Consider the following 14,735-nt stretch of genomic DNA (forward strand, 5'->3'; position numbering starts at 1 on the left):
TGCACCCTTATTTTTAACCCACTAATCGCTTCATATCACGTATAATGTCTTCGTATGGCGTATTACTAATGCCACTATACTTTTTCATTACTTTTCCGTTTTGATCAATTAAATAAAATGATGTCCCATGCATGACCTGACCGTTCTCCGGCTTATCAACAAGTGATTGGAAATTATCTTTTGAAAACTTTGTAATATCTTCTAACGAATACCCCGTTAATAAATTCCAGTTACTAGTATCCTCTGTAAACTTTTGAATAAAAGCTTTCAGATTTTCTGGCTTATCAAGGTCTGGATCTACACTAAATGAAACAAACTGAACGTCTAATTTCTCTTCTTTTGCCATCTTTTGAAGCTTGGCCATATTTGCAGTCATTGGTGGACAAACTGTCTGACAATTTGTGAACATAAAATCTGCAACCCAAACTTTCCCTTTTAAATCTTTTGTACCAAATTTCTTTCCATCTTGATTTGTAAATTGGAAGGTTTCTAAATCCCAATTTAATGGTTTACGAAGCTTTGAACCTGATTCACTACATCCAGCAAGTACAAAGAGACAAAATACAACCATAAGACCAATTATTTTTTGATAACGCTTCATTTATAAACCTCTTTTCTCTATCCTAAATTTAAATAGGTTATGTTTATAATAACAAAAGTTAACACTACGAGAAAATTGTTTACTACATTTGTTCACGAAATCGTACGAATTTACGTATGTTACTTCTTTATTTCAAGCGAATTACTAGACAAAATATATTTTTTTACTATTATTTCTCTAAATAAAAGTGATAAAACTAATTTCATTGTTACTTTTGTAAATACCTCTCCCTATTTTTTAACAATTCCTTAAACATTAATCCATGTTTTACACTGTATTCCTTAACAACATTTCGGTACAATACAAATACAACGATTTTAAATGAGGTGATGTTCATGGCAAAGCGCTATGAAAATATGGATAATGTTAGTACAAAAAAATCAATTCGCTCTTTTTTACGCTGGCGTAAAGAACGAAAGCAAAACAAAAAAGATTTTTCTTTCTTAGTAGAACAATCACCCGTTAAACAAAGTGCATTTTTGCAAAGTAATGTTGAAAAAACGACTATCACATGGATTGGGCATTCCACTTTTCTTATCCAAACGAATGGACTTAATATATTAACAGATCCAGTATGGGCTAATAAATTAAAGCTAGTTCCAAGACTTACAGAACCTGGACTCTCTATAGAAGCACTACCTAAAATTGATATTGTCCTTATTTCACATGGTCATTATGATCATTTAGATTTTTCAACTCTTCGTCAGTTGAATGATGATGTTCTATATCTTGTACCTATTGGATTAAAAAAATTATTTACTCGTAAGAAATTTAAACATGTAGAAGAGTATAAATGGTGGGAAAGTACGATAATTAACGAAGTTTCTTTTCACTTCGTACCTGCTCAGCACTGGACGAGAAGATTCTTATTTGATATGAATACGTCTCACTGGGGCGGATGGATTATTGATAATGAAACGACTATGGAAACCATATATTTTTGTGGCGACAGTGGCTATTTCCAAGGTTTCAAAGAAATTGGTGAACGCTTTTTAATTGATATTGCTCTTATGCCCATTGGCGCTTATGAACCAGAATGGTTTATGAAAGTATCTCATGTTTCACCTGAAGAGGCCGTGCAAGCTTATTTAGATTTAAACGCTACACATTTTATACCAATGCATTACGGAGCTTTTGCACTCGCCGATGAAACACCTCGTGAAGCAATAACTAGACTTCGAAATAATTGGAATTTGCGCATGTTACCGTGGGAACAACTGCATGTACTCTTTTTAGGTCAAACTTTTATTTATAGTAACGCAACAAATGATAAGCAAATAAACGAAAAAATTGAAACTTTACATGTGTAACGTAATGACTGATTTTCTATATCCAACATATAATATAGAAAATCCTATAGTGAAACTTTAATTAGTGGGATTTCTTCATCCCCACTGATTATTTACCTTCATCAATCAAGCTTTTACGGGCAGCCCGCTACCTAACCTCTTTGCTCCAGCTAAATTTGAGGTAGAGAGTTTTACTGTCCGCAAATAGCGGGATAAAGGGTGTTTTCTATGAATGAATATTTACAGACTCGCTATATCATTAGCGGTAGTGCCTGTGTAGCTCTTCTTATTTCTTACTTTCTATTTACATAAAAAAGCTACTTGAAATATATTTTCAAGTAGCTTTTTTATTACTCTGCTAAATACATAAATCCGATTGCGCCCGGACCTGTATGAGTACTAATAATAGGCGTTGTGTAGAAAATTTCTGATTGAGCAAATCCACTCACTTTTTCAACCGCCGCTTTCATACTTTCAGCTAAAGGAATTGCTTTCGCATGCGGAATTGCAACAGCTTTTACGACTTTTCCAGCCGTATCTTGCTCAAATAACTTAGCTAATGTTTTTACAATTTGGCCTTGGCTACGAACTTTCGTTACAGGATTATAAACACCGTCTTCAAGACTAGCAATCGGCTTTATATTAAGTAGCGAACCGATAAACGCTTTTCCTTTACCGATACGTCCACCCTTCACTAAGTTTTCTAATGTATCCACTACTACATATAAACGAGTATTCTTTCTTACTTCATCTACACGTTTTAAAATTTCTTCTAGTGAGCGTCCGTCATTTGCCATTTTGGCAGCTTCAATTACTTGATATGCTAAAGCATGTGTAATAAATTGAGAATCAACAACTGTTACTTTTGTATCAGTCATTGATGCAGCGCTATTTGCAGTTGCTACAGTACCGCTCATTCCACTTGTCATATGGATAGAAAGGACTTCGCTTCCATCTTCCCCTAGCTTGTCATACATTTCTACAAATGTACCCATAGCTGGTTGTGATGTTTTTGGTAATTCCTCTGATTTAATCATTTCTTCAATAAATTCGTCAGGTTGTAAATCAACGCGATCTAAATATGTTTTTCCATTTACAGAGATTGATAATGGTAAAACATGAATGTCATACTTTTCGATTACGTCTTGTGATAAATCTGCCGTTGAATCTGTTACAATTTTAATTTTTTGCATACTATACTTCTTCCCTTTCCAATACGCTCTCCTTGTTATTATACTAGTATTCCCATTGCTTTCAACAATTTGGAACGAAATTTCATCAAATTAATTATATTTTCATATCTAAAATGAAAAAGACAGAGTTTACTAACCCTGTCCGTACTTCGTATCATGCATTTTTTTCAAGGGTATTTGTTTTATATACATTTAAATAATCATTCCACTTCAAACAATTTTGTAAATATTCACGGAAAGAATACGAAAATCTTGGGTGTTTTTGTTTTTGAATTTTTGCAATAAATAATTGAAGACGAGACTGAATTAGAAACGATAATGGATGCTGTGCCTGTAGGACAGGGATTTCGAATATTTTAATGCAATCCCCTGTTGAATGAGTGAAATAAAAACTTTTCGTAATCACAATATCAATCCTCTTTTTCATTGGATTTTTGAACTTCCTCTACTTTGCGCTGTAACACGTTGTTTAAAGTGGAGTAAAATCAGACTTATATGATTTCTGTAGTCCTTATGGCTAGAAGATTTATACTCTATTCATCTCCACCTAATTCACCTTCCCGTCCTAAATATCTCTGAGACGGGAATCTCATTATCCATCAATTGTTTAATACATTTAGTATAAGCTTATAAAAGCGCAAAGTTTGTCTAAATTTTGGAGATTCTATAATTTTTTTCTTCTATATATTGTATACGTTTATAGCTATAGTATAACAAATAAATAAAAAAGTGCCTTTATAACGAGGCACTTTTCGACTGCATTTCTTCTCTTTTCTTTTTCCTCTTACTAACAACCTTTGATAACGCAATACTTACTTCATAAATACAAATAAGCGGCACTGCAACTAAACTATGAGATAAAAAGTCTGGCGGTGATATACAAGATGCAATGATAATTAATGCTACGTAAGCATACCTTCTTATTTTTATTAAAAATTCCGCCGTAAGTATTCCAATACTAGTTAAAAACATTACAACGACTGGCAATTCAAAAATCACAGCAAATGGAACTGTTAAATTAAGTACAAAATGAAAATACTTTTCTGTCGTAAACATCGTATTAAACATTTCATTACCTATCGTAGTTAAAAAGTGAAATAGAAACGGCATTACAATGAAATATCCAAAACATAAACCTGCGAGAAATAATATAGACAATACCGGTATATACATTATTGTCATCTTTTGTTCATTTGGATGTAAACCCGGTTTTACAAATAACCAAATTTGTATAGCAGCAAAAGGAATTGTACAAACGATAGCAAATACTGTAGCAATCGAGAAAAAAATCCACAATACATCACTTGGACCGAGAACAGTTAATTTCATTGGTAAATCTTTTACAAGCCAAAAATAAATATCCTTTGTAAAAGTAAATCCAATAATTAAAAATAGTACAAAGGATAACACCGTATATATTACTCTTTTTCGAAGCTCAACAATATGTTCTACTACGCTCATTTCCCGATCTTCCATCTCGTTCACCACACTTTATTTATCCATTACAAGGAAAATACACTACATTTTTTCTTTCTTTTCCTTTTCTTGAAATGCGTCATCTGTCAATTCTTTCGTTGATTTTTTAAACTCTTTTAACGTTTCTCCTAAAGCCTTCCCGATTTCCGGCAATTTTTTAGGTCCAAATAAAATGAGTACTGCTACTAAAATTAAAATTAACCCTGGAAAGCCAATATTTGAAAACATTTCCCCATCCCCTTTATTAGTAGTTTCCTTGTCCTACTATTACATAATTTTATTTTGTCAAAAAAGTTTGAAAACGTCAACAAATCCATTGTCTTTTGTCAAAAAAATTCAAAAATATAATCAATTATACAAATTTCATTTTCTATTGCTCTTGTGTATGATATGGTAAGGGAAATGACATATTATTTTATGATAGTAGAAAGGATTTGCATTATGACTGAAAAAATGACACGAATGACTCAATTTGTAAAAGAAGAAATTGCAAATGCAATTACACATGGTATCGGTGCCATTTTAAGCATTCCTGCCTTAATCATATTGATTATTCATGCTTCTAAGCACGGTACCGCATCAGCTGTAGTTGCATTTACTGTTTATGGTGTAAGCATGTTCTTACTGTACTTGTTTTCAACATTGCTACATAGCATTCATCATCCTAAAGTAGAAAAAATATTTACTATTTTAGATCATTCAGCCATTTACTTATTGATTGCTGGCACGTATACTCCTTTTCTACTTATTACACTTCGTGGCCCATTAGGATGGACGTTGCTTGCTATAATATGGACACTAGCAATCGGAGGTATCGTCTTCAAAATTTTCTTTGTACGTCGCTTTATAAAGGCTTCAACTTTATGTTACATCATTATGGGTTGGCTCATAATCGTTGCCATTAAACCACTTTATGAAAATCTAACTGGACATGGTTTTTCACTACTTTTAGCAGGTGGAATTTTATATTCTGTCGGAGCTATATTCTTCCTTTGGGAAAAGCTACCTTTCAACCATGCTATATGGCACCTGTTCGTTTTAGGTGGTAGTGCGATGATGTTCTTCTGTGTACTCTTTTATGTCTTACCTACAGCATAATAAAAAAGGATTCAGCTTACTATAAGCTGAATCCTTTTTTATTACTTATGTAATTGTGATGCGATAACTTCCTGTGTATGCTTCGTTAATTCTTTAATATCCATATTCGCATAATCTTCAGGTGTAATCGGCTTAGAAATTGTTACTGTTGCATGAGCTGGCTTCATACGATTTCCATTCGCTTCAAACATCTTATATGTACCATCTAACGTTACAGGTAAAATTGCTACACCTGACTTTACTGCCAGATGAAAACTACCAGCCTTAAACTCTCCAACTTCGCCACCCTTACTTCTCGTTCCTTCAGGGAAAATTACGATAGAATGTCCATTCTTTAATAGTTCAATTCCATCTTTAATCGCTTGAAGAGATTGACGACGATCGCTACGATCCATAAATACACAATTCATAAGTTCCATCCAAGTTGGTACAACTGGGAACTTTTTAATCTCTGCTTTTGAAACGAATCCAATTGGTTTATTTAAGTAACCTAGTAAAACAGGGATATCCATATTACTTTGGTGATTACTTACAACTAGTACTGGCTTGTCTTTCGGAACATTTTCAAGTCCTTTCACTTCTACTGCCCCTCCAGCTACACGTACCATTTTCTTACCAAACCAATTTGTCGTTTTATACACAGCATTATCTTTTTCTTTTGGCGCCATCGTATTTACTTGTCTTTTAAGACGCCACATTCTCGGTGTAATCGCAATTACGATTAAAATTAAATAAAAGATTTTAAAAAACGTTTGAATCATACAGAACCCCCACCTATTATCATTCCGACCTTCATTATACTAGACAAACGAAGGAAAAAGAAGAAAAAAAGTCCAAACAGCAAGTGTTCGGACTTTTTAAGCATTCTATATTAGAAACGTTTTGCTAATTCACGAGCATTAGCAATTGCTGCTTCTTTAATTTCTTGTGCTTTTTCAGGGTTTGCATTCATACCTTCAACTGCGATATATTCAGTATCATTTACACCAACAAATCCTAATACAGTCTTTAAGTGATTGCGACCGAAGTCTACAGCTGCGTATGCTCCTTCAGAATATACGCCACCTGTTGCCTGAATGTGAAGTGCTTTTTTACCTTCTAATAAGCCGACTGGACCATTTTCAGTATATTTGAATGTTTTACCTGCGATTGCTACGTTATCTAAGTATGCTTTTACTACTGGTGGATAGCTAAAGTTCCACATTGGAGTTACGAATACATAACGATCTGCATTCATAAATGTTTCTAAGTTTGTGTTCATTGCTGCTACTTTTTGTTGTTGAACTTCAGTTAAAGCTTCAAAGCCTTCACCTGCTGCAAATTTACCCCAAGCAGCAAATACATCTGCATCAATTGCTGGTACTGTAGTGTTGAATAAATCAATTGTTACAACTTCGTCTTGTGGATGTTCGTTTTTATAAGCTTCGATGAAAGCTTCCCCTACTGCCATTCCGAAAGAACCTTCTGCTGAATTTGGATTTGCTGTGATAAATAGTACTTTTGTCATTGTATTCTCTCCCTTTTTTCTCTTTATCTTTAATTCAAGATTTGTTTTTTAAAAGTTAATAACTTACCTTATGTAAGTATAATACAAAAAGTTTTAATCAATGTCAATAAAAAATAGCTACTTTTTTTTCGTAAGTTAGATTTACTTTGTTTCCTTAAAATTCAGTATACAGATATTAAGAACTCTTTCATATAAAAAGGCTACCTCTACAACTTATAGAGATAGCCTACTATTACATATTATTTTTGAAATACATGTTTTACTTTTTCAGCTGGAATATTACTTCCGCCTCTACCTTTTACATCTTCAATCATCATTGTAATGACCATATCTGGGGAATTTAAATCAAATGCAGCGAACCAACCTAGTTCTTTTCCTTCGGCCTCTTTTGATACTTTTAATTCCGCTGTACCTGTTTTTCCAGCAAGAGTCATGCCATCAATTTTAGCAATTTTCCCTGTACCATCTGGATCATTAATTACTTTCGTCATTGCAGTTTTTAATATATCCTGATTTCCTTTAGAAATTACATTTTCTTTCCAAGCTTTTGGTTGTTTATCTGTTTTAATAATATACGGTGACGGAATCGTTCCATCATTTACAATTGGCGCATACGTTAAAGCTAAATGAAGAGGAGTCATTAATACTTGTCCTTGTCCATATCCCGTATCTGCCATTTGAATATCATTTTTAATGCCGTCATTTGCAATTTTAGAAGCAGGGAATCCATATTCAATTGGTAGTTTCTCATCGAATCCGAATTTTTTTGCTTCACTCATAAACTTGTCTTTTCCAATTTTCAAAGCTTCTTGTGCGAAGTAAATATTATCCGAGTATTTCATCGCCTTATCAAGATCAATCGGATTTGCATCTTTCACACGCGTTACATAGTAATTACCCCAAGAAGAATCTTTTGTCCATTTTAATCCTTCAATTTTCAACTCTTCTTTTGGATCAATCGTTTTCGTTTCAAGACCAATTGCAGCTGTAATAGGTTTAAATACAGAACCTGGTACCGACAATTGTGTAAAGCGATTTGTCATTGGTTTTTTCGGATCATTATTCCAAGCTTCGCGTTGTGCCTTCGATGTCCCTCGTGCAATTATATTAGGATCATATGCTGGACTACTTACTAGTGCAATTGTTTCTCCACTTTTCGGATTAATTGCTGCACTTGAACCAGCTTCGCCCTTCATTTCATTATACGTTTTTTCTTGAACAGCACTATCAATAGTTAAAGTTACATTTTCTCCATCAACAGCATCTGTTTTTGCTAAATTTTTAATTTCTTTTCCTTGCGCATCTTCTACAAAGACACGGCCACCTTTTTTACCGCGTAGCTTTTCCTCTAATACTTGCTCTAAGCCAGCTTTACCAACTGGGTCATCAGCTTGATAGCCTTTCTTTTGTAGCGTTTTTAAATCTTCAGCATTTACCTTTCCAATATAACCAGTCAGATGAGCTGCCGCTTCCCCTAACGGATATGTACGAACATTTACAGGTTTTGTTGAAACACCTGGTAAATCAATGTACGTATTTTGTGTTGCCCCTTCAGGCAAAATTCCAATTGGTACGAGATACCCTGGTTTTACCCATTTAGCAGCTAATTTTTGATCAATTTCTTCTACAGACATATTTAATAACTTCGCTACTGTTTCTTTCGTTTGCGGAGCAGTATCGCCTAACTTTTCAGGAATCAATCCGATTTCAGAAGCTTTCCCATTCGTTGCAAGACCTTTTCCATTACGATCGTATATTTCACCACGTTTTGGCTGTGTTGTCTGCATACGCACTTTACTATCTTTCGTCATGCCAGGGAAAATAAAATCAGGAGTCCAATCTATTTTCCAAGATTCTTTATCTCCATCTTTTTCTTTCACCATTTTTGCTTCATGACCAAATGTGATTTTACCACCAACTGTATCCATGCTTACTTTAAAAGGAACAGGACCTTCATCTTTTTTATCTTCTTTTACTTCCCCTGTTTCTACCTTTAAGTCTTTCACTTCGATACCAGAATAAATTTTTTCATATTTCTCAGTAAACTCTTTCTTTGAAATATCTTTTTTTGCATTTTTTGATAGTTGATCATACATATCTGCAAATTTTTGTTTATTCCACGCTTTTACATATGTATCAAACGCTTCTTGTGGTTTTTCTTCTTTACCACATCCAACTAACATGAATGTTAAGCAAAGAAAAAGAATCCCCCATATCTTTCTCAATCGATTCTCCTCCTCTTTCTATATTAGTACTTTTGAAAATTTTAGCATTTTTACATGCTACCTATCATTATAGCACTATCGAATCTCATCTATAAACTTATATTGGTGAATATAAATAAAAAGATTGATGCGAATTCTCACATCAATCTTTTTTATTATTGTTGCTTCTCATATACATGGTAATAATACGTATACGGGTTTTTTTCATCCGTTAAACCTTTTTCTACAAAAATCTCTTTCCAATTTGTCATATCCATTTCTGGGAAGAATGTATCTCCTTCAAATGCATGATGGATTTTTGTTATATATAACTTGTCTACATAAGGTAAAAAGAGGTCGTAAATTTGCGCTCCACCAAAAATAAAAATCTCTTCTTCATTTTTACATAGTTCAAACACTTCTTCTACAGAATGAACAACTTCACAACCTTCAACATGATACCCTTCATTACGAGTTACAATAATATTACGTCTTCCAGGCAGTGGTCTACCAATCGCTTCATAGTTCTTTCTTCCCATAATAAGCGGGTGACCCATCGTTGTTTTCTTCACGTATTGTAATTCACTCGGCAAACGCCAAGGTAAATTATTATCTTTACCAATTACTCTATTTTCGTCCATCGCGACCATAAATGAAACAATCATTTTTTCATCTCCTCTACAATTATACTGCAACCGGTGCTTTAATTGCTGGATGCGGATCGTATCCTTCAATCGTTAAATCTTCCATTTCAAAATCAAACACAGATTTCACATCTGGATTTAATGTAAGTTTCGGGAATGGACGTGGTTCACGTGCCAATTGCTTTTCTACTTGTTCAAAATGATTCGTATAAATGTGTGCATCTCCAATTGTATGAACAAATTCTCCTACTTCAAGACCACATTCATGTGCAATTAAATGTGTTAGTAGTGAATAACTTGCGATGTTAAATGGAATTCCAAGGAATATGTCACCACTTCTTTGATATAGCTGACAAGAAAGTTTTCCGTCCGCTACATAAAATTGGAATAATGTATGACAAGGCGGTAATGCCATACTCGGTACGTCTTCAGGATTCCAAGCAGAAACGATTAAACGACGTGAGTCTGGTGTTTTTTTAATCATTTCAATTACATCTTTTAATTGATCAAGTGTCTCACCAGCTGTCGTTTTCCAAGCACGCCATTGTTTACCGTAAACGTCTCCTAAATAACCATATTTATTTGAGAACTCATCATCTTCTAAAACGTTCTTTTTAAACAATTCCATTTGCTCATCGTACTGTACTTTAAATTCTTCATCTTGTTGTGAGCGAAGACCAAAATCAGTCATGTCAGGACCAGTATACTCATCACTTTCTACCCAGCTCTTAAACGCCCATTCATTCCAAATGTTATTATTATGCTGCAATAAATAGCGAATATTTGTATCACCTTTCATAAACCAAAGTAGTTCACTTGCTACAAGGCGAAATGGTACTCTTTTTGTCGTTAATAAAGGAAATCCTTTGCTCAAATCAAAACGCATTTGATATCCAAATACAGATACAGTTCCTGTCCCTGTACGATCTTCTTTCTTCGTACCATGTTCCATTACATGGCGGCATAAATTTAAGTATTCATTTTCAGCATGTTTCATATGTAGGAAAACCTTCTTTCAATCGTATATGGAATTTATCATAACATGAAAAATGGTAAATTTAATAATCTTAATTAATAAAATTTCTTATGCTAATTCTTACAAAATTATTAACTTTCCATATTTTAAAAGGTTTTCATTTTCTATTACCGAAAGTATAGTGCGGTAGATCAAAATTTATATTTGGAGGTTAGAAATATGTCTAAAATTGAAACACCTGTTATGACTTCTTTACAAACCACGGTTGAAAAAATGATGAAGGATTTAAATGTTCCTGGTGTTGCTGTCGCTGTTATAAAAGACGGTGAAGTTATTCTTTCAGAAGGTTTCGGCTATCGTAATATAGAAACAAAAGAGGCTGTTACACCGAATACTCGATTCGCAATCGGTTCCTCAACGAAAGCGTTTGGTACACTTTCATTAAGCTTGTTAGCACAGCAAAAAAAGTTTAATTGGGATGCTCCTGTCCCGTCTTATATACCTAACTTTACTTTATCTGAACTACTTGCTAGCTCACAAGTTACAGGACGGGATTTAGCTTCTCATCGAACTGGAGTGAGTCGTCATGAGACTCTTTGGTACAGTTCTTCCTTATCTCGAAAAGATCTCGTTGAAAAAATAAAACATTTACCACTTGATGCACCGTTCCGGACTGCATTTCTATATAACAACTTAATGTATGCAACAATTAGCTACATTGTTGAAAACATTACAAATCAAACGTGGGAGCAATACACTACAGAACATATTTTAGAACCTTTAAATATGAGACATACAAACTTCTCTGTTAACGATTCACAAACTACAGATGATTACGCTTTACCTTACATTGAAAATGACGGTGAAATAAAAGCAGTTCCATTCCGTAACATCGATACAGTTGGCGCTGCTGGGTGTATTAATTCCACAATTGAAGATATGGCAAATTGGGTACTTCTCCACTTAAATGAAGGAAAATTTGGAGATCATGAATTAATCTCCTCTGAATTATTACAACAAATGTATACACCACACAATTCAATTCCAGACCAACCGGTTTTATCACTCCCTGAATCTCCATTAAATAGTTACGGTCTTGGTTGGTTTATTAGCGCTTATCGTGGTAAAAAAGTGATTCATCATGGCGGTAATATCGATGGATTTTCAGCGCTTGTTTCATTCATACCAACAGAAAACATAGGCCTTGTTATTTTAACGAATGCTGGAGGAACATTACTTCCTACTTATCTCGCTAATCAAATTTATGACGAACTACTTGAATTAGAATCCATTGATTGGCATAAACGTGCTGTAGAAGATACTAAAAAAATGAAGGAAATGATGAAAGAAGCAACTGAATCCCTCCCTGAACAAATTAAAGGGACTACACCTTCGCACAAGTTAGAGGATTATACTGGTACTTTTGAACATCCTGCATACGGAACATTACAAGTATACAAACGAGATGATTCGTTATATGTACAATTTATGGAAATGGATATTCAATTAGGGCATCATCATTACGACATCTTCTCCACAAAAGTTGACTTATTCCAAATGAAAATGAGCTTATTATTCGCTTATGAAATGAATGTAAGTGGTGAATTCCCATCCCTTCAGTTACATGTACCAGCTACATTAAGTACTCAGCCGCTTACATTTAAGAAAATTAAATAAGTATCTTGATGTTAAAAAATAAAGGTAGGTGCGAATCACACCTACCTTTTCTATTTCATATCAATCTTATCTGGTTGAAACCAAATTGGCTTCGATAACTCAAAGTTATTATGATCCTCTAAAACTATAGTAAGACGCTCCAACATATCATCTAACATATGCGGCGCTGCTCGTAATGTCCAGACAACTGAGGAGAAAACTGTCATGCCAACGTACACCGTGTATAATTTCCAGAACTCCTCTGGTATTTTCCTATTAAAGTATCCTTCTATTTGTCCGATTGAATACGGAATACTAATATCCCTTGCAAACAGTGCAATTTTTACGAAATCATGAATTGGGTCGCCCCAGTCATAGCCATTAAAATCAACAACACCTACATATTTTCCATCCCGTACAATTATATTTTCTAAATGAAAATCATCGTGTTGAAATCGATTCGGGCGGCTCTTTAAATATATTTCATTTTCTTCTATAAACTTTATGATTTTATCATCATTTTTTATTTTTATTCCGCATGTTTTATATACCTCTACATATTTACTATGTTTTTTCATAGCTCTTTCATACCATGGAAGTATATCCTTAGGAGCTTCAAATGTATGCATTTTTGCTAAATCTTTTCCTGCCTCTATACCAATATCATATTGTTCTTTTGGTGAATACGTAGGCAATAGCTTCTTCGCATCTTCCCCTTCTAAATATGAAAAAATACTATAGCATACACCTTCTTCTTCCAATATACCTATTTCAATTGGCCTTTGTGCCTGTACGTTACGTTTTACCATTTCATTTAAAATTTGAAACTCTATTTTCTTTCTTTCATACTCTTTTATATCGCCTGTCCGAAATAAATATTTTTCATTATTTGCATTCGTAATTACATATTTCTTATCTGGAGAGAAACCTTTAGAAATTTCTTCAATATTCGCTGCATCTTTTACTATTTGTATATTGCTTTGCCGTGCTGTAATTATCTTCATATCTATTCCCCTTACATTTCTGCATTTGGTGTATAGGCAACTTCTACAATAAATCCATTCGGATCGTAAAAATCAATCGTATAGTAACCTTCCGAATAATGATTCATTTCAATTGGACCACGTATTACCTTCACTTTCGTACTAGAAAGAAAATCTGCTACTTCATCAACTACTTCTCTATGAATAGCTTGATAACAAATATGTCTAGGCCCTAACGTCCTTACAATTTCCTCATCTACTTCTTTAAAGTATATTTCACTTTCTCCTGTGCTATATGCTACTTCATTTAACTTTCTCCACCCAATTATGGAAAACAACTTATTATAAAAAGAAATGGACTCCTCTAAATTTGCTACCCAAAATTCAATATGATGAATGCCTGCTCGCAGTGTATTCATATTAAGAATACGCTCCTTGTACTACTTGCACAATTTCCATCGGCTTATGAACCATGTAATCTGGTGCATCTTTTTTCACTGTTTCAATAACATCATATCCCCAAGATACCCAAATTACGTTCACTCCAGCCTTTTTACACGCTGCTACGTCTCGCTGTTCATCACCGACATATAACATATCTTTCTCTGTTATCTTTTTCGATTTTAAAAATCTTTTTATCATCTTGTCTTTACCGAACAAATTTTTAGAACAATACACTTCTTGTATATTTTCTATATCATTCTTTTGTAAAAACGCCCGAATATGCTCTTCTGAGTTCGATGATATGACTGCAATTCCGTAGCCTTTTTTATGTAGTTCATCTAATACTTCCTTCATCCCATGGAACAAAATAAGATCTTTTATAGCAGGTTGATACAATTTATAAAACTCCAGCGCTAATATCGGTAGTTTATACAGTGGTACATCGAGTTGTTTACATCTCTCCGCCATCGTTAACTTGCGTAAATACTCAATTTCTTCTTCTCTTACCGTTTTATATCCGTGCTTTTCAGCAATTTGATTATAAATTGGTACAAATATATTTTGTGAATCTACTAATGTGCCATCAAAGTCAAAAACAATATATTTTTGCATTCCCATACTCCCTTTGCTTCTTTTTTCTAAACCTATGTTATTCAACAACATG

General features: G+C 33.9%; 16 protein-coding genes. 3 read left to right on the top strand and 13 right to left on the bottom strand.

The genetic code is table 11. The annotated features are described in order from the left end of the window. Positions 1 to 13 precede the first annotated feature (13 nt). Positions 14 to 601, bottom strand: a complete 588-nt coding sequence (locus ACTFR8_RS03510; protein WP_000833331.1) for an SCO family protein — start codon at positions 599 to 601, stop codon at positions 14 to 16. A 335-nt stretch (positions 602 to 936) separates the two neighbouring features. Between ACTFR8_RS03510 and ACTFR8_RS03515 the strand changes: the two genes are divergently transcribed. Continuing rightward, on the top strand, positions 937 to 1,911 hold the full coding sequence (locus ACTFR8_RS03515) for an MBL fold metallo-hydrolase (protein WP_001129628.1): 975 nt from the start codon (positions 937 to 939) through the stop codon (positions 1,909 to 1,911). Between the two features lie 329 nt (positions 1,912 to 2,240). On the opposite strand, the gene ACTFR8_RS03520 is transcribed toward ACTFR8_RS03515, so the two are convergent. From ACTFR8_RS03520 to ACTFR8_RS03535, 4 genes are all read right to left on the bottom strand, one after another. Then, positions 2,241 to 3,083, bottom strand: coding sequence for a DegV family protein (locus ACTFR8_RS03520; protein ID WP_001169468.1), 843 nt, complete (start codon positions 3,081 to 3,083; stop codon positions 2,241 to 2,243). Positions 3,084 to 3,237: 154 nt separating this feature from the next. Then, on the bottom strand, positions 3,238 to 3,489 hold the full coding sequence (locus ACTFR8_RS03525) for a DUF2535 family protein (protein ID WP_000629012.1): 252 nt from the start codon (positions 3,487 to 3,489) through the stop codon (positions 3,238 to 3,240). 329 nt (positions 3,490 to 3,818) lie between these two features. Further along, positions 3,819 to 4,559 (bottom strand): twin-arginine translocase subunit TatC, encoded by a 741-nt coding sequence (gene tatC, locus ACTFR8_RS03530; RefSeq protein WP_000390120.1) that lies wholly within the window; start codon positions 4,557 to 4,559, stop codon positions 3,819 to 3,821. Positions 4,560 to 4,601: 42 nt separating this feature from the next. Continuing rightward, complete coding sequence (locus ACTFR8_RS03535; protein ID WP_000492443.1) at positions 4,602 to 4,787, bottom strand: twin-arginine translocase TatA/TatE family subunit; 186 nt, start codon at positions 4,785 to 4,787, stop codon at positions 4,602 to 4,604. 213 nt (positions 4,788 to 5,000) lie between these two features. Here ACTFR8_RS03535 and trhA point away from each other — a divergent pair, with 213 nt between their 5' ends. Further along, positions 5,001 to 5,657 (top strand): PAQR family membrane homeostasis protein TrhA, encoded by a 657-nt coding sequence (gene trhA / locus ACTFR8_RS03540; RefSeq protein WP_000136889.1) that lies wholly within the window; start codon positions 5,001 to 5,003, stop codon positions 5,655 to 5,657. A 41-nt stretch (positions 5,658 to 5,698) separates the two neighbouring features. Here trhA and ACTFR8_RS03545 read toward each other — a convergent pair whose 3' ends face one another. The 5 genes from ACTFR8_RS03545 to ACTFR8_RS03565 all read right to left on the bottom strand — a co-directional run bounded on the left by ACTFR8_RS03545 (position 5,699) and on the right by ACTFR8_RS03565 (position 11,009). After that, a complete protein-coding gene (locus ACTFR8_RS03545; protein ID WP_000616577.1) occupies positions 5,699 to 6,418 on the bottom strand; it encodes a lysophospholipid acyltransferase family protein in 720 nt (239 codons plus the stop codon). 110 nt (positions 6,419 to 6,528) lie between these two features. After that, the gene (locus ACTFR8_RS03550; protein WP_000170025.1) at positions 6,529 to 7,164 is read right to left on the bottom strand and encodes an FMN-dependent NADH-azoreductase; all 636 of its coding nucleotides are present in this window, start codon (positions 7,162 to 7,164) and stop codon (positions 6,529 to 6,531) included. 239 nt (positions 7,165 to 7,403) lie between these two features. Then, positions 7,404 to 9,389 carry a penicillin-binding protein 3 gene (gene pbpC / locus ACTFR8_RS03555; RefSeq protein WP_001227243.1) on the bottom strand — a complete coding sequence of 662 codons (1,986 nt, stop codon included), beginning with the start codon at positions 9,387 to 9,389 and terminating at the stop codon, positions 7,404 to 7,406. Positions 9,390 to 9,544: 155 nt separating this feature from the next. Further along, positions 9,545 to 10,033: a dihydrofolate reductase gene (locus ACTFR8_RS03560; RefSeq protein ID WP_000637206.1), complete on the bottom strand. Its 489-nt coding sequence runs from the start codon at positions 10,031 to 10,033 to the stop codon at positions 9,545 to 9,547. Positions 10,034 to 10,052: 19 nt separating this feature from the next. Then, positions 10,053 to 11,009 carry a thymidylate synthase gene (locus tag ACTFR8_RS03565; RefSeq protein ID WP_000679609.1) on the bottom strand — a complete coding sequence of 319 codons (957 nt, stop codon included), beginning with the start codon at positions 11,007 to 11,009 and terminating at the stop codon, positions 10,053 to 10,055. Between the two features lie 198 nt (positions 11,010 to 11,207). Between ACTFR8_RS03565 and ACTFR8_RS03570 the strand changes: the two genes are divergently transcribed. Continuing rightward, on the top strand, positions 11,208 to 12,665 hold the full coding sequence (locus ACTFR8_RS03570) for a serine hydrolase (protein WP_000034352.1): 1,458 nt from the start codon (positions 11,208 to 11,210) through the stop codon (positions 12,663 to 12,665). Positions 12,666 to 12,715: 50 nt separating this feature from the next. Here the strand turns inward: ACTFR8_RS03570 and ACTFR8_RS03575 are convergent, their stop codons facing one another. The 3 genes from ACTFR8_RS03575 to ACTFR8_RS03585 are packed head-to-tail and all read right to left on the bottom strand — an operon-like array spanning position 12,716 to position 14,683. Further along, positions 12,716 to 13,648, bottom strand: coding sequence for an aminoglycoside phosphotransferase family protein (locus ACTFR8_RS03575; RefSeq protein WP_000692082.1), 933 nt, complete (start codon positions 13,646 to 13,648; stop codon positions 12,716 to 12,718). 11 nt (positions 13,649 to 13,659) lie between these two features. Continuing rightward, the gene (locus tag ACTFR8_RS03580; RefSeq protein ID WP_001094668.1) at positions 13,660 to 14,046 is read right to left on the bottom strand and encodes a VOC family protein; all 387 of its coding nucleotides are present in this window, start codon (positions 14,044 to 14,046) and stop codon (positions 13,660 to 13,662) included. 1 nt (position 14,047) lies between these two features. Further along, positions 14,048 to 14,683, bottom strand: a complete 636-nt coding sequence (locus tag ACTFR8_RS03585) for an HAD family hydrolase (RefSeq protein ID WP_001987851.1) — start codon at positions 14,681 to 14,683, stop codon at positions 14,048 to 14,050. Between the last annotated feature and the right edge of the window lie 52 nt (positions 14,684 to 14,735).

Source organism: Bacillus cereus group sp. MYBK15-3 (genome assembly GCF_051916765.1).
GTDB lineage: Bacteria > Bacillota > Bacilli > Bacillales > Bacillaceae_G > Bacillus_A > Bacillus_A cereus.